Consider the following 26,913-nt stretch of genomic DNA (forward strand, 5'->3'; position numbering starts at 1 on the left):
TCCGTAACTGGACGTCTGCTCTGAATCGCTTTATGATTATGTTTGATGATCGTATTAGTAAGCATTTAATCTAAATGGCAGTTACACAGAATCTGGGATGGTCTCCAACCTTAAAACTAGTATGAAACTTTATTACTTGCTCACAGCAACCAAGCAAAAAAAACCAGTAACCTCTTACTGGTTTTTAATCAAATACCTTTTAATTTATTAGCTTATTGCTTGTAAATCCAACCGCCACGTAAAAATATAGGTGTATTCCATACTTCCCTAACTTCCAAGCTAAGTGAGTTTCCTACTATTATTTGTGCTGGTACTCCCCATAATGATAATTGAATATAACACATCAATGCCGCAACCCTACTGATATCTGTGGCTTGAACCCAAATATTTGATGATGGATTAAACCCTTTTTCCAACATTCCTTTTATTACCGCTAAAATCATCCCTCCTGATCCTGAAGCTGGGTCACTCAAAGATATATAGTCTTTATCTTTCAAATCGTTATAAATATCGCCTAAATGAAATTGTGCCATTAAATAGCTAACATTATCAGGCGTAAAATACTGACCGTTCCTGCTATCGCCTAGCTCCATGCTCATATAAATACTACCTAGAACATCTTTAGGCTCTACCCCTAGCTCCATGACCAATAACCCAAAAGCCTCTGTAAACGCTTCCTGATCGCTCTTATGGTAACTGTTAAAGACCTTTAGGTACTCTTCTTCTCTTTTCTTATCAAACCAAGCTTTTTGATTGTGTAAGCATACTGCTACTATCGTAATAAAATCCTCGAAAACCCTATGCCTATTCTTATGCTGCGCTACGCCTTGTAGCAGTCCTATAATTCTCTTTTGCATATTAACAGTCCTATTACCACATTAAACGCTTGTGATTAGCGAGGTCAGCACCTTGCCGACCTTGTAAGACAATTATATATAATATGACTAACTTTTGCAATAAAAATATCTCTTATTCACTCTAAAACACAACATCTTGTGCGCTGCGGTGGCCAAACTAACACTACATGTAGTATGTCGATCAGCTGCGGTCGCTACTATATGTAGTGTATCCATTACCAACTATCTGTAAAGTTACATGAAGGTCGAGTTATTAAGCTTGATAACATCTTTTCGTTATCAAGCTTAATAACTGACCCAACAACCGAAGGGCGTTAGTAGCAAACTTGTTTTTTGAAATCACTACTATCTAGTAGCACAACTATACTTCTTGTACCATCTTCAATGTATGACACACAAACGCTTCCATTCTTGCTAGATTCTAGCAGTGCATTTATAGCAACCTGTTTATTTTTAAAAACTAAAGCACTTTCAAAGTTACTATCAAACTCTTTTTCCTTACCTTTTTTTGGTTGGGAAAAATACCCCAGTTTATCATTACACCAAACCACGAAACCCAAAAACTCTATGTCTTTTGACTTGACTTTTTCAACTCCAAATTCATGATTTAAAGCTGTCTCCATGCTGCTGCTATTTATATCATTTTTATATATTGTTAGTTTCATATCCAGCAATCCCTATTTAGGTGGGTTTTCATAGTCAGGTGTCTTACTTTCTTTGCTTTTGAAATATCTCTGCCTACAATCTTGATTCATACATTCAAAGTAATAAGACTTTTTCCCTTTCTTGTAACCCAACTTACCATCACAAGCTTTGCAATCAAACTTTGTTCTTTTGGCTGGTTTATCGTTTGCCTTGGGCTTTCTAGCAATCGGTTTTCCGTCCTCGTCATCCATTGAATGTGTACACTGGTTTTCTTTATCGTTGTAACCACTGCACCCCCAAAAAGTACCTTTTACACCTACATGTCTTACCATGTTTCTATCACATTTCGGGCATTTGTAGTATTTAATGCTACCTTTGATTTTTTTGATCTCAGGTATAACCACCTCTTTCATCATTTGCTTAGAGAAATTTATAACGTCATTTCTGTCTTTAATATTGAGTTGCCTTTCAGCCCATATTGCACTCATATCAGGGTATTTTATTTTATCATCAAGCTTGTCATAAAACGCTTGGCCTTTATTTGTACTGACAACTTTCTTACCCTCTTCTACTAAAAAACCTCTTTCAAATAAGGTGTCTAATGCTACGTGTCTTGTAGCAGAAGTGCCAATCCCACCATTTTCACTATCTTTATCTTTATCCTTTTCTATTAGCACTTTTGCAAGCCTTGGATCTTTCACATACTTTGCTACGCGAGTCAGATCAGACAGTAGCGTTTTAACAGTATAATGTGGTGGTGGCCTAGTCTCTTTGTTATTAAGCTTCAGCCCTACGCATTCACAAGACAGCCCTTTACTAATACCGTCTAAGCCTGTCATATACTCTTCATCTTCGTCTTTGGGGTCGCTATTTTTTTCTTTGGAAAAAAGTGCTTCCCATCCATCACTAACCCTAGTGCTTGATGAAGCGTTGAACAAAAAACCATCAATATTGACTACTGCTTTTTTCTTTATGTACACTGAGCTTGGGTAAAATTGAGCTATATAAAGCTTTGCTATCATCAAATAGATGTTTCTTTGTTGCTCTGTGAGCTTACTTAAATTTGCAGTGGTATGAGTGGGTACAATAGCATGGTGCGCTCCCACCTTTGCGCTATTAAACACTCTTCCTTTAAGTTGGGGATTTGCCTTTTTCACCTGTTCTTGAAATAACCCTTCTACATTTTGAGCCACAGCCTTAATGATCTCATCTGCATTCTCATATTGCTCATCGCTAAGATATTGGCAATCGCTTCTATTGTAAGTTATCAGTTGATGGGTATCTTTTAATTCTTGCGTTATCTTTACAACGTCTTTTGGTTTATACCCCCATTTTTGGTTAGCGTCCTGCTGCAACTTATTTAGGTTATAAGGAAGAGGCGCTGACTTTTCTTCCTTTTTTTCTAAAAAATCACTTATGATACCCACTTTATTTTTACATGCCTTGCCTATTTTTACTAATTGCGCCTTATCAACAAACCTACCTTTGTCATCCTTTATTAATTCTGAATACTCTGATTGATTATTAGCTATTTTTTCATTTAACTCATTACTATAGCCCTTAAAAGACGATATAAAATCGTAGCCGTTCGCACTTATTTTAGATAACAAATCGTAGTAATATTGCTTTTTATGACCACTATTTAGCCTATCTCTTCTCACCACCAAACCTAAAATTGGCGTTTGCACACGCCCTACAGATATAACCCCTTCACCACCTTCAGCCTGTGATTTTAGAGTGTACGCCCTTGTTAAGTTGAAACCAAAAAGAAGATCAGATAGTGACCTTGCTTCAGCTCGCCACCCCAAATGTTCAAACTTTTCATTAGATTCTTTTTTCGCAATAGCCTTTTTAACAACAGACTTAGTATTGTCGTTAATCAAAACTCGATAAACAGGGTTTTTATAACCATAGAACCTTAATATTTCATCAACTAGCAACTGGCCTTCATCGTCCGTATCACCAGCATGTATCACCGTCTCTGCTTTTTTCAGAAGACCTTCAATAACATCAAGGTTTTCTTTAAGTTTTGGATTAGGTTTATGTCTATAGTCACTGAAAAATAATGGCAAGCTATCAAAAGACCACGCCTTCAACTTTCTGTCATAGTCTTCAGGCTCTAATAATTGCAACATGTGGCCAATACACCACGCTACAGCCACACCATTGTCATCTACATAATAACCGTGACGCTTACTAAATTTACCTTCCAAAGCCTCAACCACAGCCCTAGCTACCGCTGGCTTCTCAGTAATGTATAACTCCTTGATATTCATAAATCAATCCCCACACTCAGATAAAACGCGACCAAAACAGCACCAATAAGTTTGTAGCAAAAAGCGATACGATAACTGTAACCGCCCTCGCTTATCGAATGTGCTTGGTAATAGATCAAAAAACCTATACCACAGCATAAAAATATTGAAACCACTTTGCCATAAGAAAACTCATTTCTAGCAAGAAACGCTAAAAGCAACACCACCACAAGTTCAAGTAAAATTAAAAATCTTAAACGCACTGGCCACCACCAATAAATAATCACCATCAAGAAGAGTCAAGGATTTGGCTATACCGCTGCCCTGCTGGGCAAGCGGCTTTCTTTTTTGATTTGTTTAGGGGGAAGAAGCAAAGCCGCGCATACTGAAGACAGCCCACCACATAAGCCACACTGACACTCACAAAAAGCTCAGGGCTTCGCCCACTATACAAAGAAACGGACTTTGACCCCTGATTTTTTTCTCTTGCCCCCACTTCTTTTATGGTTGGTTTTGCTACAATTTTTCTTAGATAATTTTTAACGGTCGATAGTGACACGCCTAATTTTTCTGCTATTGTAGATTTGGTCATTCCACGCTTTGCAAGTTTTTCAGCTTCACGTTTGCGCTTTTCCATGTTGGACTGGTACTCTGAGCGACTTACAGCGCCTCTATTTTGCCTATAGGCGCGTTGTGCGGCTGCTTTCTTATCTTTACGCATACTGGATGACACAAGCGCTCTCATGTGGCTTCTAAGCTCACTGGGAATCAAGTCTTGCAGTTCATCGTATAGGGTTTCACTTTTGTATTTATACCTAAGCTCCCCTTCCTCACCTGCTTTTGTGTTCGATGCGCGTTTTAATACGCTACTACAGTAAGCCAAGCATTTTGACAACTCTAACGATCCAAAATATTTTGCTGCAAGCTCTTTAACCTCGCTCTCTAGCGCTTCTTTATGGGTAAACCAACTAAGGGCGTTTGCTGCATGGAATAATAACCTGTCTCTCATACCCTCTGGCACTGATTCACTTTTATTTTTGGTAAAGTGGTGAACGATCAACTTCTGAACATCCTGATAAACTAGATACCAACGCTCGTATATACTCCCTCTACCGCGCTGACCTGCTGTTTTTTTCTTTATCTCTAAGCCGCGCTTCGCCCTAGCTGCTCTAAAGTCTCTAATCTCAGATCTTGTGTGCGGTAAAATCTGATTGCACAAATCATCAAACGTGTAATAATCATCACATAAAAAACCGATATCACTAAGCGCCCCATTCTTGCTGTTATACGTGTTTGGTAGTCGCATCATCCTAGTGGCATCTGTACACGCTGGATCAGCGTTATCTATTACCTCGATCAAACGCTTCATAACCGCTTTCCATCTAGGTAAGCATTTAGCCCCTACTGGCTCAAACCTCCAATATAAATGATACCCTCTGCCTGTATAAACCACACAGTTAGGACTAGGAATATTAAGATCATCAATTTTTTTGAGTGTGTCTTGAAGTACATTAATAATATAATCGTTATAATCGCTACTGCTAAGATTATCTAAATTCCTACAATCAACATCTACATAAAAACTGGTTAATCTTCTAAGGTTTTTCCCTAGTCTCCATTTGTAAAATTCGTTAGGAGAAAAGTAAATATCCGTCATATAATTCAGACCATCAAGGAGGTTCGTAATATCTTCCTTTGGGTCAACACATGTCCAAGCCCCTTTACTACGGGTTTTATCCCATAGTATCACTGTTTCCATGCGTTTCGTGGGGTGAATGAAGTCGTAGAAATCGTTTGTAGCACTGATTCGTTTTTGAGGGAATGCACTCATAACAATCATTAGTCCATTATTTATCAGTAAATAATCATTTATTTTCTTAAAATGATTTACGAAAATACTTGATAAACGGCTAATAACTCATTTTATAAATAAGTACACAGTTGCATTGATTAGATAATTATAATAGAATTGCAATTATCAGTAATGGCACACTAACTAACTAACTATTAAGCCTCTGACTAAGGCATTATCTTAATAGTGAATTTAGTGAACTGTGTTCAGCCGTTTATATTACTGGTTGTTTAGAATAAATTTTGGTTGGCACTGCAATTTATTCTACAGATTGAATGTTAAGCAACAAGCCCATTGGTATTCGTATCAGTGGGCTTGTTTTTTATTAAGTTAATCATACACGATCAAGCTTAAATCCACAACATAAAACCTTTTAAATTGTTAAAAACATTTTGAGCTTAAATATCCAAATGGCTTGTTGCTGCTGCGTCATTATCAACCTCAACTGCTAAAGCTCTTTCATTCTCACGATTTCTATTGTACTCACTCTCAGTTATCGCTTTTTCTTTATCTCCAACCATCACCACCGCCACGCGCTCATTGATCTCATGACCTTCCATGACTTCTGCATCAAATCTGTAGCCTACATTCTTACTGGTTTGCACGATGCCATTACTTCGGTCTTTATAGACTATTTGCCCTACCACCTCTTTACCATCGCCCTCTTTGAGCATGATATTATGTAGTATCTTTTGTTCAGGTTCTCGGCTCTCAATAGACTCTAATGCTGCTTTTGCTTCGCCATGCTCCGTCAAACTTTGATCTAATGCGTTTTTTGGTGCTGGCTCTCTTACCACAGCTTCTATATCTTCATTTTCCATAATCACCTCTTTTTACTAGATTATTTAACTAAATTATGCTATATAATATTTATAATAAAACATTATATATCTACTTTACCTCTATTAAACATTAAGGAACAAAAATGCTTACTAAAAAAATCATGTCTGCCCTAGTCGCTCTTCCTGTTTTATTTGCTCTATCTACGCCTTCTCATGCTGCTCTGGAAGGCGATACTTGCATGTCGCACAGTCAAGCTAATAGTGCTGTTTACCGCTGTGCTAATATACAAAAAGGTCAATCCCTTACGGTTTATGAGTTATATCAACTTGGTTATCGGGTTGTTTCTGCATACCCTTATAAAAGTGGGCATACTATAATTATAGAAAAACAAACTTAGAGTAATTATATGCGTATTCAAAATCCAGTTACACACCATCCCTTTTTATCAGGTATTAAGATTGCAATCTTATTTTTCTTGATACCCTTCTACAATAACGGCATGTCTTTTGGCAATGCTGATTTTTGGTCATGGTATGGCTGGGTTGTCGCGGTCTTTTATCCTATCGAAATTTTATGCTGCATTCTGTTTGTCACTGGCAATAAAAACAAAATTGACAACACTAGGGATTATGGGGATCAACCTCTTTTGTACGCTCCTTATAATGGTAACTGCGGCTCTCCATACATCTATGATATAACCAATCCCAACACACCACCTTTTAACCATCATCGTTAGTCACTCAACACTACATCTTGTACTCTGCGGTGGCCAAACTAACACTACATGTAGTATGTCGATCAGCTGCGGTCGCTACTACATGTAGTGTTTTTAATTCACTTTTGACTATTCATATCTCTATAGTAAAAGACACCTCCACTTGCTGCATGACTCCAAGGTAAGTGAGTTTTCTGCCTAAAATCTGATACCCATTGTTTGCCATCATACATTTGGATATGGCCTGAGTTGTGCCCTCTCGATTTACCATATACCACAATATCGCCCCTTTTTGGGTTCTTCATTGCATCAGCACTTGGTACTTGGGTGAAACCCATTTTTTTCATTTGCCCTGTTGTATGGTACTGATAAGCATGTCTCTGTTGATCAAACTTATAACCAGCAGATTGCAGCCCTTTTCTAACATACCTTGCACAATAGCCTGACGAACTCCCCAACGAATTTCTTGTGATATAACTTGCCGCCTTATCTGCCTGACTTCCTTGTGATGCGCCACCGCCTCTTGACGCACCACCTACGGCTTTTTTGCTTCATCACTCCCACTGAGATCTCCCCAGTTTTGATTTGAGCCAATCCAGCCGCTACCACTTTTTTGGCTTTCTTTGGCTGTATCTATAACACTATCAACCATACCTCTTCCAGCATCCACTATGTTTTGACCAGTTTCAGCAATGTTTTTAGGCGCATTTTCTATAGCATTAAATACGTTTCCTGTACGTTCATTTACTAAGTAAGCCGCTTCAGTAGTTGTTTGATTCCCTCTGTTTTGTAGTGGTTTATTTTCTTCTAATATCCCATCTGCTCTACCTGACCTTGTATCACTTAAAGCACCTACACCGTCTCTTTTTTGCTGCATACCGCCAGTAATATTGTTTTGGGCTGCTTGCGCTCCTGCCCCAAAACTTAATTGCTGAAAGCTACTTCCTTTTGATTGATTTTGCCCTATAGACTGGTTCACAGCATCGCCACCTGTACTGATCAATCTATCCCCTTCATTGCTATACTGCCCTATTGAGTTATTAGCACTACTACTCAATGGACTACCGCCAACTGACGGTGAGGTATTTCCTGAAGCTGCGCCCAGCGCTGCACTCTGATCTGAGAAGTAAAATTGTCTTACTTCATCTTGAACAGCCAAGGCATCTGTAGGACTTGTACTTAAGCGACGTTCATAATCTTCACGGCTATCAAAACCATTGTCTGCAAGGATTTGATTTAGGTAAGCTTCATTATCTCTATTAACAGATAACTGATCCATCGCTCTTGATATTTGTTCAGGGTTATTAAGGTTCTGAATCCGCGACATACTATCTTGGCTTGATACTCTTGAACTTGCCGCATGTTCACTGCTCATACTTGAATTGGCTGAAGTCGTCTCTTGACTACCAACCTCTTTTCTCCATCCTGAGCTATCTGTAAGTCTCTGAGAATTGCCTGTTTGATCGCTATCTGAGCTTGATGTTCCTCTTCTCGCTGATTGTTCGTAACTACTTCCCTGAGATCTTGAATCAGTTTGAGTAGTGCCTAGGCTTCTTTCATCGCTCTCACCTACACTTGTATTACCAAATGCAGTTGCCGTGACACCAGTGTTTAGATTTCCACTCATTCCTAAGTTAACACCGCCTCTGCCACGACCGCCACCGCCGCCGCCTTGACCGCCGCCTTGAACACCTTGATTCCCTTCTGTATCTCTAAGGCCAACACCACGTCCACCACCTGAACTAACACCACCACCCAATCCAGCATTAACACCTGCACCAGCGCTAACGTGGCTTGCTGCTTGCTGTGTTCTATTTTTACTATTACTTATTGTATTGTTACTACTATCAGTATTAGTTGTTCCGCTTTCATGCCCTATTCTCTGTGAAGCTGTACTTCCAACTTCTTCATTTTGAGATACTGATACTGAGCTATCTTCATATTTTGCTTTATCATAAACTGAGCCTTGCGTAGCTGTTTGGCCAGACGTGAAGTTTTTGCTATTGCTAATCTCCCCTCTGCCTGTTGCTGAAGCGGCTATAGAATCATCTTTTGATGAAGACTTGTTGCTACTGTACTCACCATAAACATCATCTGAATGCTCATGCTTTCTAAACGCTGCTTCCTGATAACTCATCATGGTGCTGCCTGCACCATCTCTTGATACACTCCCACCTGCAAAAGATGTAATATCATGATCCATTTTATTGGCATTACTATTGTTATAACTTGAATTTTCTACATTCTTATTTCCTAAATTTGTATTTCCCATATTTAGGTTGCCATCAGCCATTTCATTACCCACAGAAGATGTTGACCCTCGATACTGAGCCAATGCACCATTAGCCATGCCTGAAAGCCCTCTGTAGCTGCTCCATGCTACCGCCCCTGCAATCACTGGGGTTAACATGATCATCCATCCTACAAGGCTGTGGTTGTTAATTAGGCTGTCATATACCGTGTGAACATAGCCAAAAGGTACGCCACCGCCTCCTGCGGCATTGGTTTTTAATAACTGCCTGTGAAGCTCCCAATTTCCTAATTGATCAATCACTGCAAATATAGGTTGCCACAAACATATCCAAAAAAGCGTTAAAAAATACCCCTTAATAGCTTGTATAGAAGTTTGCAAATTACCGACAATAAACATGAGTGCTGCAAATGGAAAAAGCATGATTAAAATAACAGCAAACCAACTGGCCATCGCTGGTAGTGTTTCGCGCCCAAGCTGTGCCACGACACTTTGTTGAAACGCTGCCTTTTTCGCTGATCGAGCGACCCCCATGTGAATTGCTGCACTTTCTGCCATTGAAGGATCTTTTAGCATACGCGCCATATCTGAGCCGCTAACTTCCATCATGTAGCTAAACATATTTTGGCGCATGATCTTAGTGACGTTTTCATTGATATTTAGCTGACTTTGGTAGGTATCTTCTACCGCAATTTTATACATGGTTTCAGCAAAGTTACCGCTGTAATTATCATTCTTGTAGAAAAATAGTTTGCTTTTTTCTTCGATGTTTTTAAGTGCCTCAGAGTCCATTTTGCTATTAAGATATATTCCTGCATCTTTACAGGTTTTAAGATCGCTTGATCCACTTAATGATTTCACTGTGACAAATCTTGCTGGTGACGTGTTTTTCAAAATAAGATCAAACCCATCTGAACTATTCTTAATATCACGAATGGTATAGACTTCATCACGAATATCATAAAGCGCACATTCTTTAATGAATTGTGTTAAATCAGATCTTACTTCAGGATCTTCAAAGGCTACTTCTAGGCTGTTTCTTAAAATATTGGCGCGGCTACCTATTCCTGCATCAAACATACCTGAATATGTCGGATTGCTAAGGTTCGCCCCTGCTTTGATCGTAAACCATTTTGTTACGTCATTAACAAGCTTAAAAGCCTCAACCAATAAAAAAGGGGCTTCGCTGTTGCTTGTCGTCCAAATACGTTCTGTGTCTGATCGTTTAAAAGCCAGTGTGTCATTAACTGGTATTGCTAGTATTGTTGTGAATACCAGTGTGATTAAAAATTGCTGGATAAAATCATATTTTCTAAACGCTACAGCCGATATCAAACCACTAATTAGCGCAATCAGCATAAAGGTTCTGATCAGGCTCACCCAAGAGCTTGATCCAAAAATATCACCAACATATTTAAACGCGATATACATATATTGCGGATCAAAAGGTGTTTCAATAACTATGGTAGATAACAGCACGTTTGAATATCCTCTTATTTTAGGTTGTTTCCATACTCTAATGATGAGTATATCGGTGTAGATAAGCTACTTGCTACTGTCGCTTCTAAATGCCTAATTTGATCTGCAATCTCCATCGTGCTTCTCGCTGATCTATAAATTGTCGCTATATCCGAGTCTAAGTTACTCTCAATCATTGCAATACGATTTAAGAGCTTTTCAACTGCTTCAACTTTACCAGCGTTATCTAAATTCTGCTGCTCTGCTTCTAGCGCCTTTCTTGTGTTTTTGGCCACCATCTCAATGTAACTTTTAGCGTATTTAGCAGCGATCAAGGTACTATATTGAGCCATTAGGTTCTCTGCTACTGCTGTATCATTTATTGAGCTACCCAATGCCACTATTTTGTAAATAGGTAGTTCTGTGGCTGATATAAAGCTTAATATATCGTCTTTCTCTGCACCATAATCCTCTCTTAAACTGATTTTTCTTGATATTTTTCTCATCTTTTCCATAACCATTGTATGAAAGGTTTTGGTATTTTCTTTGGCGTTCATATTTACGCCCATACAATCAACATAGTCGTTACCATCACACGTTGGCATCGGCATAAGTATTGTCTGTCTTGTTGATAATAGCTTGCCTATTGATAAATCCTCGCTTGGTGCTATATATACAGACCTACCATCCTCATAAAAAATAATAGTGCCTACTAACCCCATAATTTGCCGTTTAGTTCTTTGATCAGCCCCTAAGCTTTTTAAAGCATCCCATGTTACATTACCGTAAGGTAGCTCATTTTCACGAGCTGGATTATTAGCGACAGCGTTTCTCGCAACATCCGCTCTTTTTGTACCAGTAGCCGCGCCCTTGATTTCTCTATAGGCTTCCACTGCATCGCTAAAAATACCATCAGCAGACCCCCATTCTATCGCCTTGGTATCATACTGCGTATCCCATATTTGATTGGCTGTAGCATTTACTACACCTTTAGCAGCTTGACAAGAATTGATATTAAATTGATTAATCTTATCCGCTGTATTTTGTAGCGAGGTCATGACGTTTTCGCATGTAGGGCATATATTTTGTAATGCAATTTTAAAACCATAACCTAGTGCATTTGAGCCGATATTCCTAAGTAGTGATACAAACTGATCTTTACTAATAAAAGAAAAACCGCCCATGTGTAAATCAATACCGCCACATCCAGCACTAACCGTTGGCGCTGAAGCTGACGCTAAGTTATAGCTTTTAACTGGTGAGTTTGTCGTTAAATTTCCGCCATGATAGTAATTCATTGTTTGTGTTTTTAGCACTGTTGGGTTTCCAACATTGGCATTTAGATCATCAAAAACATTATCCATTTCTGAAGCATTTGCGTTGACGCAAGTTATTACGGCAATACTGGTCACTAAAGCTTTGATATACATTTTCATTTAGAATCCCTCACCCACGCTTACATTGGTTAATTGGTACATGCGATCTACTATCTCACTCATTGACATAGCACCAAAACCTATTGGCGCGTGTTCTGCCGTTTCCTTATCAGCAATAAATAGCGCTGGTACAACATCTACACCCCACTCTTTCCCTAGTTTTCGACCGTCTCTATAGTTTGGGTACTCAGGCAAGCCACCACCATCTAATGTTGCTGCTACTACTTCTAATCCGTAACGCTGCTCCATTTCTTTAATAACTTTTGATGTTGCATGGCAATATGGGCAATCACTTCTAAAGAAAAAGATGATGCCGTGTTTTTGCGCTATGTCTTGCATCGCTGAATCCTTTAGCACAGCTTTTTCTTCTTTTTTAATATTAAGCCCAAAAGTAGAAGTAGGATGCTCAATAGAGTAATCTAGCTTCGGATTTTTCCACACTACACGCTGCCATTGATCCGCAAACATAGATGCTTTTTCTTGCGTGACCTGCCAAACCTCCAAATAATCTTTTACGTTCTCTTCGGTTGGCATCATAATAGCCTTGTCTTCTTTGGCCTTTAGAAGCTCTCTAAGGTCTTCAGCCGACTTTACATCCTCCAAGCTTTCTAACTTCTTTTTGGGTGGTGTAGCGGCTGTTTTAGGCGCTTCTGTAGGCTCATTTGAAGCATTTGCCTTGTATGCTTCAGAAGCCATAGGCGGCACTTTTTGATTTTTACTTTTTTCAAATTGTGCTTTTTCTTCTTGCGCCTTAGCTATGGCCTCTTGTCTTTGTTTTTTTAAAATTTCTTCGTCACAATACCAATTTTTTTTAACTTGATCGCATTGCCAAACAGAAGGATAGTTAAAAGAACTTGTTGCATAGGCACTACTACCTACTAGCAGAAAACCACCTAGTAAACTGCTTAGTAAAAATTTATTGATCATAGTAACTAACCCTATCTGAAAAATTATCGTTTACCTTGTCGGTGATTTCTTTTTTGCGCTGATCAACATTAATATCTGTTGGTACAATCTCATTAATAAACTCTGAAAAATCCATCTGAGAAAAATCTAGTCTTTCAAGCTCGTTTAAGGTGAATCCATCACAGCCTTGCCCTTTACCAAGCTGCCTTCTCCCTTCGGTATTAATAATTCTAGCTAATGTCGATTTAAAACAGCAATATGAGCGTGTCTTTTCTAAACATGATCCGAAAAATGTTTTCTTGGTACATTTCTCGCCTGTTTGAAAACAAAGGTTGCTACCGCGCTTAACTCCTAATGCCGCCTCGTCTTTCGTGCAAGACAACCATCCTCCTGTAAGAGCTGATTGCACTTGAGCTACTGTTTTATCAGTATCAAACACTTCATCATAAACATACTGACTACCTTTACTTGTGGTGATTGGCTGATTTGGCTCATTACCATAATTCTCAGTCTGATTCGCACCCTGTATTCTGTTTTGAAACTTATCGCCTGTCTCGATGGTCTTACAGCAACTCATAACACTATGGCCAGCTAATACTTTAACGGTACACTCACCACCTTCACCTTTGAAAATATTGTAGCTTCCATCGGCTTGTTTACCATAAACCCCAGCTTGTCTTTGTACTTCCATCATAGAGATTGCTGATCCAAAATCCCCATCTTCTTCAGCTTCTCTACCTATACAGTTGTCTCCTTCGCACAGTTTTTCTTCACATTCTGTTGTTTCAACAACTTGCTCACTTTGCTTTTCACATCTATACTTTTGCTCATAGGTTAAACATTTACCACTTGCATCTTTGTTAGTGCATACGCTAGAAATTTGACCACAACCTTTCAATTCATCTTTGCTGCATTCACTAACCCATTTTTTATCATCGCCACACATCAATTCTTTTTTATACTCTACACACTGGTTATTAGAGTCTTTTTTAGTGCAAGTTTGTGAAACTACGGTGCATACATTTTCATTTTGTTGGCGCGGTGTGCATGTGGTTTTTGTCTCTATACTGCAATCACTAGCGACTGGTATATCAAAGTACAAGCTAAATCCTGTTCTCCCACTATGATTATAAAGTTCTACTATTATTTCATTCTCACCTTCTTTTAGGCTGTTTAAGATATTGAGATTGGGTCTAATATCCCATCGTTTTCTGCTACCCCAGCCATGCGTGTATAAATGATTGCCGTTAACATAGAGTTTTATACCGTCATCTACATGGCCATGCGTAAATATTGCTTTTGGAAGATCTTTGTAATTCTTTATATTGAACTTATAAGTTGCCTTATATACCGCCCCACCTTGTTTACTATAATTTGGATTTAATGTTATCAACAAACTCTGACTACCCATATTTATGCTACTTGGTAGTGTTATCGTATTCCAATGATAGTTACCAAGCCATATTTCATGAGGCGTTGTTACTGCCTCCATATCCTCACTAATATCAATACCACCTTCTGCATAGTTATAATTGCCTCCTGAGTTTTTGCAAACTTTCTCTTTACTCACTGTACAACTCTCAGAAGACTCACGAAAAGGCGCTAGCGTTGACATACAACTTTTTTCTTCATAGATTGCTGGGGTTACGTTTCTTACTACTCTACAAAATGTACCTGTTGATGAATCACCAGCGTCAGCATCTTCAATGGTCTTTTTTGAGTTAACAATTAAAGGATCTCTGTCGCGGTCTATCTCATAAATTGGCCTTGAATCCTTATTTTTAGCTGAGAAATAAATGGCTTCGCACTCTGCATATTGCTTTGGGGTAGAAGCCACTTGCTTGTTTAAGACGCGCTCACAATTCCCCACTTTTGAATTACCTGCTCTTTGCGCTTCACTTAAATCTTTGTCATAAAAATAAGTATTGCTATGATCAAATATCACATTAGTAGTTTGTGATGCAGCGCCTTCTTTTACCGTCTCTCTCACACCACCTAATGACGCATAACCTAAATCTTTACCTTGTCTTATACCGTCATCGGCATAACTCACCAAGGTTATTAAGGTCATTACAACGCACATTGCTAATGCAAATATTGAAATAGCTTTCATTATGCCAACCTGTTTAATTGCTTCTTAATCATATTTTTTTCAGTAGCGTCTTCTACAGAAGCTTCCATTTTCTCTAATGCAAAATCTAGTGACACATCGCCACTAATTTTTATATAGTCTTCAGGGATAGCACAACCATCTAAATCAAGGCTTTCATACATTCCAAGCTTTTTAACCAATACAAATGACGGTGCTTTATCAATCTTGTATTTTTTGAAGGCATCGGGGTTCACTTGGATGTTGCCGCTTTTTAAACCTAGCTCCCCAATTCTTGCATAAGTTTTTTTAAGGCTACCATCATAAAAACCTCTTAATACTAACGCCCCATCGACTTTTGCTACGTCCTGCGCTAATTTTCTAAGGGTGCTTTTAGGCATATCTAAGGTCACAAAAATATAAACTCTCTCACCAGCCTGTATTTGCTGTTCAGTTCGTTCGTATTTTTGAGCAATAGCATCAATATCAATGCCCTCAAAATTACTTATATCTACCTGTGGCGCTGTTTGATTGAGGTTTTCTACATCGGGTGCAACTTGTTTGGTATTTAAACCATTTAGCATTGCGTTTTTTTCTTTATTGATACGCCCAAGCTCTTTTTTAAATATCTCGCTGTCTTGTATTACTTCTTTGGTGTTACCACTACCTTCACTAAAAAACGTCTCTGCATTTGCGGTAAGCGCTATTGCTATAGCAGACGCAAGTAAACCACTTGTCAATTTTAAGTATTTATGCTTCATAATATCGGCCCCAAACAGCAATTTTTCTTTCTAAATAATTCGTAAGAGAAGTCTTCACCTTTATATGGGTAACTTCTACCAGCGCCCATAACAGAAGTTGTTCTACCAAATGGCTGACAGCATTTGCTATCTTCACTACTGCCTTTCTTTTTGGTTTGTGGTACTGGATATAACATAGTGTATTTATATTGGTCTTTTTGCATAATTGGTTGGACGTATGCACCACACAACCCTTTCTCTCCTGCTGTACCGTGAGTAAGTAGCTGTCTGTGCATCTTTGCCGTCATTCTTTGAGCAACCAATGAGCTTGCTTGTACAAGCGACACATGCGACCCTACACGGCCATTCATCGGGTACATGACCCCATTACACCCAGCGCACCAAAACAGCTTATTTGAGCCAAATCCTGTACTTGATTTAACACAATCTCCTGCACATGCTGCCACTGCTAAAGGATTACTAAGTAAGAAAACATCAGGGTTCAACAACACGCTTAGTTCATCATCATCCCATAATGGATCAATCTCAGTCATATAACCCACGTCATAATCGCCTGTCTCTACGCATGGGTGTTCTACCATAATATCTAAGATATAAAGAAGTGGATCTGCGTACCAGTGGGCTTGCCAAAATGAATTTTTTGTTCCATCTTCTTTGATTCTGACTTCACCTTCAGGCGCTTTAAACCCTAAATCCAATTCCAGTCCACCAAGAGACACTAAACAATACGGTTTTCTTGTCACGTCTAATCGTCTCACTGGCTCCCAAAATCCTGTTTGAATACCGATAATAGGTGGTACAGCGCATGAGCATAAGATATCGCTTGGGTTCTCATTATCTTCTTGACCACCTCTATATAAATTATGGCCACCAATGGTTAAAGGGAATATGCAACTCCAACAAATATCCGTTATAGGGTTAGCAAACTTACCTACACACTTTCCACCTGCTGCATTGGCTGGGGCGAAAATTACAGACGTTACCATCAAAAACACTGCTAATAACCACTTCATTTGCCTAAATCCTTAGCTGGTATTACTTCAATCTTTAAAGACTTCCCTTCCTGACTTACTATCGCTGGCACTTCTTTAATGTTGAATTGCGCGGTCAAGTAACTGCCTTGGTCAAAATAAACTTGCTGCCCCCACGCCTTACTTATATCAAACCAACTTCCTGCTATTAATACTGGTTTTAATTTTGCGCCTTGCTGCTTGACCATTTTTTTAACCGCTTTGACTTGTTCCTTATCTCTACCGTCAAAAAATATTATCTTCTTAGAAAGCGACATATAATCTAGTGGATTGACTTTAGATCCTGCCGCTAGAAGTATTCTACCTTCGTCATCTGTTACTGCTTCGTCATATGTTTTTGTAGGGTTATGAAGCGTTTGACTGCGCTTCTTTGCGGTTGTTATCGAATCATTAGGCTTTGGATTTTTTAAAGTGTGCAAGCTTTTTTTGATCGCTTTGTCTTTTAGTTTTTCAAGCTCACCATTTTCTTGCATTACCATCAGCTTTTTTTTAATCTGCTCAACGGCATCTTGTTCTTTGATCTGATATGTCTTACCAATAACCCCTAAATCCTTAGCGCTCACTTGTTGCGTTGACGCAAATAAAATAACGGTTAATATTGGTAATATTTTTGAATACACACTCATTACAACCCACCTTTTATATTATCTTTTAGAAGAAGCCATAAGCTTTTCCTCTAACTTCACTTTTATCTACTAAGCCTATTTCTGAATATCTTGAATCGTAACTGTCTTGGTGTGGTGCTTTAAAATAGTATTTGCCTTTTGGTATTACTCCCAACTCTTTTATCGGGTAAAGCTCGCGGTTATCTGCTGTAGCATTGGTTTTCGCTCTACCAACAAGCTTGTTGTTTATAAATACCTCTCGACCCTTGACACTTACCACATCCCCTTCTGCCCCTACAATTTTCTTAATGAAAGTGAATCTTCTTCCTCTTTCATCTAAAAAACCGCGCTCTATATCCCATTGACTTAAACCAGCGGTTGTATAGTAATTAAAGGCGGCATAATCGCCTTTTTTTGGTGTTTTCTTGTTATCTACAACAAAAAACTTTTGGGGCAAACTTTCAGTTAAGTTCCAATCAATCTCAAACCTTTTGCTGCTGGCCGCCATATAGATGACCGCACACAGCATAAATCCGATAAAAAGAAAGATGGCATTTGCTTTACTTAGCTTGCAGCCTAAAATGTATTTGTTGCCATTCTCTTGATAAATAATCACTTAACCTTGTTCCTTACCGTGTCTGTATAGTCCACCATTACATTAGACTTTGCTTCTGTTAACACAGCCGCTTTATTGATAAGTACGCAACCACACTCTTCTGATACTTCTTCCACCGCTTTATTTAACTTTGCTGTGAACATTTGAGCTTTGTTCAAGGAATCCACTTTTTGCTGCTCACTGATATACTCTGAGTTACTAAATGCCGATACGATATCCCTTTGGTTTTCATTAACAATTTCTTGAACATCAATAATTCCGATAGGCTTTGGCACTTTTTTGTACATCAGATAGCCTACAGGCGCTAAACAAACCAAAGTGAGAAGGGCTGACATAAAAACAAGTAACATTCCATTTAACATACTCTCTGAAAGCCAGTTTCTCTTAAGCTTCTCCTTTTTTGTCAGTACCTTTTTTTCAACAACATCTTCTTTAGCTTCATTGCTTTTAGGAGTCGTTTTTGTAACTTCCTCTACCATGACCACCTCTTCATCGAGGGTAATTCTTTGCTGGTCTTCTGCCTCTCTTTTCGCTTTTTCAGTCTTCCATTGCTCAAATTCAGCTTTTAGCTCGTCTTTATCTCCATCCTGTTTCGATTGCTCGTATGAATCACGGCCAACTTCTACTAGATTTTCTTCTTTGTCGCTCATTCAATAACCTCCATTCCACGCCTTTGCGCCATGATGTTTAAAATATCTTTAGTATCTACGCCTTCATCACGTAGCTCTTGTACTTCGTTGTACACAAGCGCATTTGACGCTGATAATAGTAGGCTATATGGGTCTGCCACATGTCTAACTATATTCATACCCATAGGGCTTGTGATAAGAACCTCGGCATATCTTTCTTGTATCGTTTGCAATGATTCAAGATACTTAAACTTTGTATCATCTAAAGCAATGATAGATTCTTTCTTGGCTTGTTCTAACTTATCTAAATCTTGACGTAAGAACATCTTCCAATCAGCGTTTGCAAATGCGGCGGCGGCAGCCTTATTTAAAGCGGCATCTTGAATACTTTGTGTGCCAATACAGAAAATGCCACCATACTTACGCACACGTCTGTAACCCTCTTCAATAAAGTTTGCAGCGTCATCGTCATCACCTAATAAATCCCATGCTTCATCAATGACCATAATTTTCTTTCGAGTTCTTGATAAATACATCTGTGCGGTAATTCGCATAATTAGGGTAAGCACCACCACTTTTCTGAGATCTTTAAAGCTGTTTAATTCTTCAAGCTCCAACCCCACCATATCCCCATCTAGCTCTAGGTTAGCCTCACCGTTGAAAAACTTGCCATAGTTGCCTGTTGATGAATATGGACTAAGCTGTTTGGCAAGCCTAAACGCTTCTCGGTCATAATCGCCTTTTTCATCTCTCATAAGCTTTAGCATATTAATAACAACATCAACATCTGCACGTTCAGGCTGGTACTTGATAATTTCTCCATTATCTTGCACCACTTCCATACCGTTAACAGACGCATAATAAGCGCTACTGATCGCCTCTCTTAACAAGGCTTTTGGATATGGTCTAAGCGGTTCATCTGAGGATGCCATTCTTGAATAAATAGGCACTAACATTTCAAGTTCTTTTTCAAAATCTTCTGCACCTGTAATCCAACTAAAAGGATTGATACAGATAGGCGTTCTTCCATCAAAATCTAGGAAAATGCCTCCACTTCTTTCTACGATATTTCTAAATGAGCGCCCATTATCAATAACGTATGCCTGAGCATTAACCCCTCGGTAAGCCATAATCAAATCACCTAACAAAACACTTTTTCCTGATCCTGAAGCGCCTGTTACGAATAAATTATAATTACCTGCGGTGTTAGCGAATAAATCTAAAAATACTGGATTCCCTTTTCTGCCGAAATAACACAGCACCTTGTTTTGACCTAATCCACTCCACTCACCAATGATAGGTGACATATCTACTGCGTTTACTGTGGTTTTCGTGCTGATCAAACCTAATTTCTTTAAGTCGTCTCGTAAATCGCCATTAAAGGTTAAGGGTAAGCTGCTGTAGAATGCTGGCATTTGTATTGTTTCAAGACCGCATAATCTAAACCCCATAGACGACCAAAGGTTGGCTACCACTTGCTCATACTGGTTCAGCTTATTTCTTGGAGCAAACAAGGTTACTGTATGATATACCTCGCAAATTGTACCCCCAGCTTCAAGCGCCTTATGTACATAAGCCCAATCTTTGGCTTGTTCAGCAAGTTCAGGCTGCCACTTGGCCATTGGTGATCTAGCGTTCTCTTTTGACCTTGTGTACTTCACCATCACCTTGTTTTCAGCTTCGTTTCTATCAATGAAGTAAGCACCCATTGTTATAATATAAGGACATGGATATTGAAGCGTGTTATTGAAAAAATCACCAATTGCTTTTTCCATCTGCCATAGCACTTTATATTTTGGGTATTTCTTCATGCCAAGCGTTCTTGCTGATATTCTCTCGTCTTTCTCTAAACTGTATTCATCATCTGTATTTTCTGCCAACTCACCAAAAACAATTTCTTTGCTATTGACTGTTGCTACTGATCCAAAATCTAAAATTTGATTTTTGATCAACTTTCCCATATCAAACTTTATATTCCCTAAAACTACGTCTTCATGAAACATTGAGTTTGGGTTTATCAACATACTTAATATTCTGACCAATCCAATAGGTTTTAAATGAATACTATTAAATTGAGCTGACTTTAAATTAGAGATAATGTTTTCTCTTAAGTTTATAACATTTTCAACTTTTTCTCTATCATAAATATTACCTTTTATTGAAAAACTTAATAATAATGTATTTTTCTTTATGCTATAATTAGAGCCTGTAAATAGCGGTTTTCCTTTCGACTTCTTTATGTAGTTAACCTTCTGTTTTGCTAACTGTACAAATAAGTCTCCACTACTACTATTCTCAACTTTACTTCTGATATCTACATAATCGTTAAAGTCATCTTCCATTGAAGAGCTTCCGATCATGCACCACTGCATACCGTAATTCTTTTCGATAACTGAATACATCGTATTTAGTCGTGTAATAATACTATCGTCTGCCCCTGATTGTGGTTGAACCTCCAAACAAAACGCCAAGCTGTCGTCTGTATAAAACAAATCTGTTTTTTCATCATGCAGCTCATAAGGCAACACTTCATTAATACCAAAAGTTTCTCTTAATCCTGATACCTCATCTTCTGTCGCATACTTTTTATTATTTATATCTAGGTTGGTAGCAAAGAAGTTATTAAATACATTCTTTGTTTTTTTATAAACTTTATCTAAGGTATCTTGCATAAGATTACTCGCTTTCTTTATCTTGGTTGAGGCAAAAAAGTAATGGTAGAAAGTCCGTTCTACTTAATTCGCTTACTCTATGTAGCACCTTCATTTTTTCAATCTGATTGATGATATTACTATCAAGGTGTAGTGGAATGAACATACTAAGTGCGCCAAGCTGTCTGTTCTTAATAACAGAATACTTATAGTCTATATGGCTTAGCTTGTCCTTTACCTTCTCTACATTGTCTAATATCCTTTCTTTAGGATCGTTTTGTGAGAAGCAACATATAAAACTATAAACACCAATCTTGTTGCCCATAATCTCTGACACGGTTGGTTTTTCTTTGTACTCTTCTTTGGGGTTATAGACCCCAACACTTACCATTATGATTTCAGGATCATTCTCAGTATTTTCACCTTTTAACACATTGTTATAAAAATCTACATCCAGCCTTTGTTCATCTTTCAAAATAGGGTATTGTTGTACACCTAATAATGATGATGAATAGCTTTTATTTGTTTTCTTATTTAAATAATGAATGCGATCTGATTTACAAGAGACTTCAACTGTATCTTCACTTTTTATAAGCTGCTCTCTAATCAGCTTATCATTTTGGTAATATGGGCAAACCACACTTGTAAACTGTTCTTCAGGGAAAAATATTCTGTTTATATAGTCTAGTAAAAAACTAGGTGACACCTTGAAGGTGTCGTCTGCAATATCTTTGATACTACTTTCAATACCGTCAAAAGTTTCTACTAAACTATCAATCTCTTCTTTTTTTTCAATACCGCCACTACAAGATACGCTAAGTAAAAATTCATGGCCTTCAAGACTATCTTTATATCCATAGCTAAATATTTGAACACCATAACCTTTTGGTAATTTGTCTTTAATTAAACCTGTCAACTCTTCTAAAAAAACACCGTCTATATTCTTTTTCTTGAAGCTTAAACATTTCCCAATGATTGAAGGTGTGAAGTACACACCTTGCTCATCATCATACATTTCTATTAGACACATCTCTTCTATGCCAAAACTTTCAACAAAAGATCTATTAGCGATATTTGCATCTGTATAGTTGCTAGATCCCAAGTTATCGCTTAAAAGCCAGCTTTCTATAGTCCTTTTTAATTGTCCGACAAAATCAAAAGCCATTTGATCACTTTCCGTTTGCGTTAATTGAATATTGCTCTAATAGGTTTTCATCAATACTTCCTGAAATCTCTTTACTATAAGCTTCAGGGTTTTCTTGTATTGCCTTGGCAATATCTGAAGCTTTTCTAGCTGCTGAATATCCTGACGTTAATGCTTTATCTTGTACGTCTTTGAAACTGTCATCGTCTAAACCAGTCTCATTAGACTCTTTAGTAAAAGCATCTTCATCAGCCGTTATGCCAACATTATTAACTTTTGGAATATTAATGACTCGATCTTCTGAGGCACTATTGCGAACCACTGAGCTTGATACTGGGGCGTACTCGTCAATAATGTTGTTTTTATTATGAGCAAGTACCCAATCGCCATAATCGACAACTATGTATGCGTATGACTGATCATAAAGAGTACGATCTACCGACTGCCAAGGCGCTACCCAAATCTTCATTATCTTTGGCTCTGTTCTTATAGGTATGCCACTATTTACGCCATACGTCATCGGTCGCCTTCCGTATGAGTCCGTACCAGCCTTGTTTCTTTCAGCGTAATTTACACCACCCAAATAGCTATAATCAGATTTCTTTTTGTCTTTTGCGCTAACTCCACCATGTTTACCCATGTTGGCATACACGCCACCCATAGAGTCACAACTAACCCCTTCAGGAGCAGCACAGCTAAAGTTACTGTCAGCATCTAAACCAGTTAAGCTGGCGCAACCTGATAAACCTAAGAATGATCCAATAGCAGTAACGATAAACACTTTCTTCATAGCAATACCCATTCTTTTAATTCATTAATTTCTGTATAACCGTACTTACTCATACCATTAGGCTTGATCATAAATGGTGTGCCTCTAATCCCCATTTCTTCAGCAAGATCAAGGTTTTTTTGAATAGGATTATTGCAACTGGCCATTACCACGCCTTTACCATTCAACATTTTGTTTTTAAGTGTCTGCTTTGGATTCTCAGAACACCAAATACTTATTGATTCACTTTTATTCCCAAGCATGGGAATAATAAACTTATAAATTGTCACGTTATCAAGCTTGTCTAGCTCAACTTCTAACTTTTGGCAATATCCACAATTAGGATCGGTAAAGACAGCGAACACATTTTCACCATTCCCCTTTTTGATGACTAGCGCCTGATCTAAGTATTTTTTTGGCCATTCCGCTTTTGCATTTTCTGTGCTGCTTGCACTTACTTTACTGGCGGTCAAATCTGTTTGGGTGTGCATGTCATACACATGGCCAAACAAAAAGTATCTGCCTTCTTTGTCTGTATAAGCAATATTGTTACCCATACTTATTTCATAAATGCCATATATAGGAGACTCTTCTACAGATTTTATTTGCGTAGATGGGTACTTACCTTTAATCTGCTTTTCAATCTCTGCGATATTGACTTTTTTTTGCGTCAACGCAACTTCTTTCTTTGCGTCCTCAACAATTACTTTTTTATTCTCAGTGCTTTCAGCATGAGCAATAAATGCACCTGTTACAGCCATTGTGCCAATAAGTGCAACGCCTACCGCGCCAAGCTTGCCTTCTTTACTTTTAATCATCTGTTAATCTCCGTTTAGGTCTAGCGGTAGTAACTTTAGAATTGCCTTTGAGTTCCACACCATCAGGGAATTGGATACTTGAAGTCACTAATACTTCAGGTTTTCGACCAGCATCAATTTCAATCACATCAAATAGCATTTCAGCTTGTCTCACATAGTAGTCAGAAAGTGCGCTTCCTGCTTTGCCAACGCCTCCCCCTATTCCTGCTCTAGCGACTTCTCCCCCATCTATACTTGTACTGGTTAAGCCACCTAATGAGGTTGTGCTACCTGCTGCTTGTTGCACTGCGCTACCTGTTGCGCCTACGACCCCTGCTAAGAATGATAAACCAATAGATTTACCTTTCTTGCTAACTAATCGTCCTCTCATGCCTGATTTACCATCTTCACCAATAATGTAACCTTTAGCTGGCATTTCATAAGAAACCCCATTGATGATACAAGACAGCGATTCAATTCTAGCCATCATTCGCTCACTAGATAAATCACCCCAAGCCGCGCCTAAAAACCGACAATCTTTAATGTTGGCTTTTCTGTTATTAGGTAAATTTGCAAGGTTATTTACATGTAAAACTATTGGTAGCGGATTGCTTTGACCTTGACCGCCTGTAGGTGCATCAAGACCATTTAAAAGAGTGCCTGCGACAAATGAGGTAGATGGAATAAAGCTAGCTGTTGAGTTTGTCTTTCCACTTTTGTTACCTGTTCCTGCTGGAACAGTGCTTTTTGATGATTTTTGGGGAATATCAAAACTAATCACTTCAACTTCTCGTGGTTGCGCTTGCATTGGCTGTTGTGCTGATCCACCGCCATTATTACTATTCGCATAATTTGCTAGCGCGTCTGAAGCCCCACTTGAAGATCCACTAGGCGATGAATTAGCCTGATTTGGGTTTGGCAATACTGATCCGCTACTGGTGTTGTATGCTCCTTGGTTTGAAGATCCATAATTGCTGCTGTTGTTTGATCTGCTTGGTACTGGCACTTCAACTCTAGTGACTTTCTCAATAACTTGTGGTGGTTGGTTTTGTGTCTCATTAATCCTTTGGTTCATGGCGTTTAGCTCTAACAGCATTTGCTCGTTAGTTTGTGTCTGATCAGCAAGTTTTCTTTCCAAGTCTGCTAATTGCATACTTCTTTCTTCTTCTTGCTCTCCCATTGTTCGCCGCCACGAATCTTGATTGTCAATGCCGCCTACATCTTGCAAATCTACTGCCTGACTTTCATCTGCTGGTGTTTGTGCTTCTTCACTATCTAGCATGAACATTGACCCAAGCCCAACCATAGTGATCAAGCCTAATGCTGTACCACCAAGTACAAGCTGTTTTTTCTTACGCTCTTTATTTTGATCGACTGCACTCATTATCTACCTCTCACCACATAAACTATTGTTGTTTCATTTGGCTCAAGGTTAAGTTTATCTACACTAACTGCCAGTACGTTGTTGCGGTAAAATTCTTGTTCTCTGATTACCAATGTTTTACTGGTTGTATTAGTCATATAGTATTCTTCACCCATCAACACTCCGTTGTCGTAGCGATTAGCCAATACCAAATCTGCTTGCTTCCATAATGGTATTTTTTGATTTACCACTATTTTATTCATCACATCTTGCGTATTTTCACCATTACCAGCGCGTCCAAGATCGAACATCATTCTTTTAATTTCATAAATATATGATCCGCTTTTTTCTTTTAGATCCAAGCTATCTACACCGCTGCTACCATCATCTAATGGTCTAGTAGGTGGTACAATGATGATTTCTTGTGCGGCTTGCTGCGTTGGAACAAGTATCAACTTGTATCGCTCTCCTTCATCGTCATTCACAAAAACGGAGATTGTTCCTAAAAAGTTTGGATTTGCAAGCGTGAAATAAAGAACGCCATTGGTATTGTCTTTTTGATAAGCTAAAGATCCATTAACAGACGGAATAACAGAACTTATTTTACGGTCTTTAATTTCAATGAGGTTTTGCTCATATCGTGATATTGCAACTTCTGCGACTTGGCTTTCAGAACCCACAACTTCAATTTCACTGTGAGCATTAGTTGCCAGCACCGCCATCGCTACCATTATTAATGTCGATTTCTTCCACGCTTTTAACATAAATTTTTCCTATACCTGACATTTTAAAACTGATTTTGTATTTTTTTGGTTGCTCACTAACCAATTTATTTGAAAAGTACGTCTTCAATACGCCTGTTAGATAAACAGTATTTTGATCTACGATCACTTTTGGCGGCATTGTCGATCCTGACCAAACAGTAGTGATATCCTCTTCTTTTATTCTTTTTGCCTGTGCGTCCAAAACACTTCTTAATTTTGGTACTGATTCAGGTCGTGTCATTCTCAGAATAATAAGATTGTTGTTATCAACATTGTCTTTATTGATCGTTCGTAGTGTGGTAATAACATACTCAGCCATATCGACAATATATTGCTCGTTGCCGACTGCGCCACTAACGATATATTTACCTGTGACTATAGGGGGTGTGATAATCGTTCGTTCTCTTATCACAATTACAGCTATCAATGCTAATAACCCTATATTTAAGACCATGCTAATTAGTAGCACTTTTTTTAAAAATGAGGTTTCATTTCTAGCCTCACTAATGGTCGCTTTTCCTTCTTGTACTAGCATA

25 protein-coding genes are annotated in these 26,913 nt (G+C 38.4%); 2 read left to right on the forward strand and 23 right to left on the reverse strand.

From position 1 onward, the window contains the following. Nucleotides 1–212: 212 nt before the first annotated feature. The 6 genes from L0G63_RS04090 to L0G63_RS04115 all read right to left on the reverse strand — a co-directional run bounded on the left by L0G63_RS04090 (nucleotide 213) and on the right by L0G63_RS04115 (nucleotide 6,430). On the reverse strand, nucleotides 213–857 hold the full coding sequence (locus tag L0G63_RS04090; protein WP_301449484.1) for an N-6 DNA methylase: 645 nt from the start codon (nucleotides 855–857) through the stop codon (nucleotides 213–215). 314 nt (nucleotides 858–1,171) lie between these two features. Then, nucleotides 1,172–1,522 (reverse strand): hypothetical protein, encoded by a 351-nt coding sequence (locus L0G63_RS04095; protein ID WP_193009151.1) that lies wholly within the window; start codon nucleotides 1,520–1,522, stop codon nucleotides 1,172–1,174. Nucleotides 1,523–1,534: 12 nt separating this feature from the next. Next, a complete protein-coding gene (locus tag L0G63_RS04100; RefSeq protein WP_301449485.1) occupies nucleotides 1,535–3,778 on the reverse strand; it encodes a DNA topoisomerase in 2,244 nt (747 codons plus the stop codon). Then, nucleotides 3,775–4,050 (reverse strand): hypothetical protein, encoded by a 276-nt coding sequence (locus L0G63_RS04105; RefSeq protein ID WP_301449486.1) that lies wholly within the window; start codon nucleotides 4,048–4,050, stop codon nucleotides 3,775–3,777. Before L0G63_RS04105 ends, L0G63_RS04100 begins: the two co-directional genes overlap by 4 nt. Next, on the reverse strand, nucleotides 4,047–5,588 hold the full coding sequence (locus tag L0G63_RS04110; protein ID WP_301449487.1) for a hypothetical protein: 1,542 nt from the start codon (nucleotides 5,586–5,588) through the stop codon (nucleotides 4,047–4,049). The genes L0G63_RS04105 and L0G63_RS04110 overlap by 4 nt, the downstream gene beginning before the upstream one ends. A 419-nt stretch (nucleotides 5,589–6,007) precedes the next feature. Further along, complete coding sequence (locus L0G63_RS04115) at nucleotides 6,008–6,430, reverse strand: hypothetical protein (RefSeq protein ID WP_301449488.1); 423 nt, start codon at nucleotides 6,428–6,430, stop codon at nucleotides 6,008–6,010. Nucleotides 6,431–6,534: 104 nt separating this feature from the next. On the opposite strand from L0G63_RS04115, the gene L0G63_RS04120 reads away from it, so the two are divergent. Both L0G63_RS04120 and L0G63_RS04125 read left to right on the forward strand, forming a co-directional pair. Continuing rightward, the gene (locus L0G63_RS04120) at nucleotides 6,535–6,789 is read left to right on the forward strand and encodes a hypothetical protein (protein WP_301449489.1); all 255 of its coding nucleotides are present in this window, start codon (nucleotides 6,535–6,537) and stop codon (nucleotides 6,787–6,789) included. A gap of 9 nt (nucleotides 6,790–6,798) precedes the next feature. After that, a complete protein-coding gene (locus L0G63_RS04125; protein ID WP_301449490.1) occupies nucleotides 6,799–7,128 on the forward strand; it encodes a hypothetical protein in 330 nt (109 codons plus the stop codon). A 98-nt stretch (nucleotides 7,129–7,226) separates the two neighbouring features. Here L0G63_RS04125 and L0G63_RS13685 read toward each other — a convergent pair whose 3' ends face one another. The 17 genes from L0G63_RS13685 to L0G63_RS04205 all read right to left on the reverse strand — a co-directional run bounded on the left by L0G63_RS13685 (nucleotide 7,227) and on the right by L0G63_RS04205 (nucleotide 26,912). Further along, a complete protein-coding gene (locus L0G63_RS13685; protein ID WP_367618353.1) occupies nucleotides 7,227–7,580 on the reverse strand; it encodes a peptidoglycan amidohydrolase family protein in 354 nt (117 codons plus the stop codon). 62 nt (nucleotides 7,581–7,642) lie between these two features. Then, nucleotides 7,643–10,837, reverse strand: coding sequence for a conjugal transfer protein TraG N-terminal domain-containing protein (locus L0G63_RS04130; RefSeq protein ID WP_301449491.1), 3,195 nt, complete (start codon nucleotides 10,835–10,837; stop codon nucleotides 7,643–7,645). A gap of 14 nt (nucleotides 10,838–10,851) precedes the next feature. Next, a complete protein-coding gene (locus L0G63_RS04135; RefSeq protein ID WP_301449492.1) occupies nucleotides 10,852–12,252 on the reverse strand; it encodes a conjugal transfer protein TraH in 1,401 nt (466 codons plus the stop codon). Then, nucleotides 12,253–13,179, reverse strand: a complete 927-nt coding sequence (locus L0G63_RS04140) for a conjugal transfer protein TraF (RefSeq protein ID WP_301449493.1) — start codon at nucleotides 13,177–13,179, stop codon at nucleotides 12,253–12,255. After that, a complete protein-coding gene (gene traN, locus L0G63_RS04145) occupies nucleotides 13,169–15,271 on the reverse strand; it encodes a conjugal transfer protein TraN (RefSeq protein WP_301449494.1) in 2,103 nt (700 codons plus the stop codon). The genes L0G63_RS04140 and traN overlap by 11 nt, the downstream gene beginning before the upstream one ends. Further along, nucleotides 15,271–16,008 (reverse strand): type-F conjugative transfer system pilin assembly protein TrbC, encoded by a 738-nt coding sequence (trbC, locus tag L0G63_RS04150; RefSeq protein WP_301449495.1) that lies wholly within the window; start codon nucleotides 16,006–16,008, stop codon nucleotides 15,271–15,273. Before trbC ends, traN begins: the two co-directional genes overlap by 1 nt. Then, nucleotides 16,005–17,021, reverse strand: coding sequence for a conjugal transfer pilus assembly protein TraU (traU, locus tag L0G63_RS04155; RefSeq protein WP_301449496.1), 1,017 nt, complete (start codon nucleotides 17,019–17,021; stop codon nucleotides 16,005–16,007). The genes trbC and traU overlap by 4 nt, the downstream gene beginning before the upstream one ends. Next, on the reverse strand, nucleotides 17,018–17,665 hold the full coding sequence (traW, locus tag L0G63_RS04160; RefSeq protein WP_301449497.1) for a type-F conjugative transfer system protein TraW: 648 nt from the start codon (nucleotides 17,663–17,665) through the stop codon (nucleotides 17,018–17,020). The genes traU and traW overlap by 4 nt, the downstream gene beginning before the upstream one ends. Before the next feature lie 25 nt (nucleotides 17,666–17,690). Further along, the gene (gene lepB / locus L0G63_RS04165) at nucleotides 17,691–18,260 is read right to left on the reverse strand and encodes a signal peptidase I (protein WP_301449498.1); all 570 of its coding nucleotides are present in this window, start codon (nucleotides 18,258–18,260) and stop codon (nucleotides 17,691–17,693) included. Continuing rightward, entirely contained in the window at nucleotides 18,257–18,910 is a 654-nt protein-coding gene (locus L0G63_RS04170) for a hypothetical protein (protein WP_301449499.1), read from the reverse strand. The genes lepB and L0G63_RS04170 overlap by 4 nt, the downstream gene beginning before the upstream one ends. Continuing rightward, nucleotides 18,907–21,561 (reverse strand): type IV secretion system protein TraC, encoded by a 2,655-nt coding sequence (gene traC, locus L0G63_RS04175; protein ID WP_301449500.1) that lies wholly within the window; start codon nucleotides 21,559–21,561, stop codon nucleotides 18,907–18,909. The genes L0G63_RS04170 and traC overlap by 4 nt, the downstream gene beginning before the upstream one ends. Before the next feature lie 4 nt (nucleotides 21,562–21,565). Next, nucleotides 21,566–22,705, reverse strand: coding sequence for a hypothetical protein (locus L0G63_RS04180; RefSeq protein WP_301449501.1), 1,140 nt, complete (start codon nucleotides 22,703–22,705; stop codon nucleotides 21,566–21,568). 4 nt (nucleotides 22,706–22,709) lie between these two features. Then, nucleotides 22,710–23,486, reverse strand: a complete 777-nt coding sequence (gene traV, locus L0G63_RS04185) for a type IV conjugative transfer system lipoprotein TraV (RefSeq protein WP_301449502.1) — start codon at nucleotides 23,484–23,486, stop codon at nucleotides 22,710–22,712. Further along, a complete protein-coding gene (locus L0G63_RS04190) occupies nucleotides 23,471–24,271 on the reverse strand; it encodes a DsbC family protein (RefSeq protein WP_301449503.1) in 801 nt (266 codons plus the stop codon). The genes traV and L0G63_RS04190 overlap by 16 nt, the downstream gene beginning before the upstream one ends. Then, nucleotides 24,264–25,634: a TrbI/VirB10 family protein gene (locus L0G63_RS04195; RefSeq protein WP_301449504.1), complete on the reverse strand. Its 1,371-nt coding sequence runs from the start codon at nucleotides 25,632–25,634 to the stop codon at nucleotides 24,264–24,266. The genes L0G63_RS04190 and L0G63_RS04195 overlap by 8 nt, the downstream gene beginning before the upstream one ends. After that, complete coding sequence (locus L0G63_RS04200; protein WP_301449505.1) at nucleotides 25,634–26,377, reverse strand: type-F conjugative transfer system secretin TraK; 744 nt, start codon at nucleotides 26,375–26,377, stop codon at nucleotides 25,634–25,636. The genes L0G63_RS04195 and L0G63_RS04200 overlap by 1 nt, the downstream gene beginning before the upstream one ends. Beyond that, on the reverse strand, nucleotides 26,316–26,912 hold the full coding sequence (locus tag L0G63_RS04205; protein ID WP_301449506.1) for a TraE/TraK family type IV conjugative transfer system protein: 597 nt from the start codon (nucleotides 26,910–26,912) through the stop codon (nucleotides 26,316–26,318). The genes L0G63_RS04200 and L0G63_RS04205 overlap by 62 nt, the downstream gene beginning before the upstream one ends. Between the last annotated feature and the right edge of the window lies 1 nt (nucleotide 26,913).

The organism is Psychrobacter sp. (genome assembly GCF_030454045.1).
Classification (GTDB): domain Bacteria; phylum Pseudomonadota; class Gammaproteobacteria; order Pseudomonadales; family Moraxellaceae; genus Psychrobacter.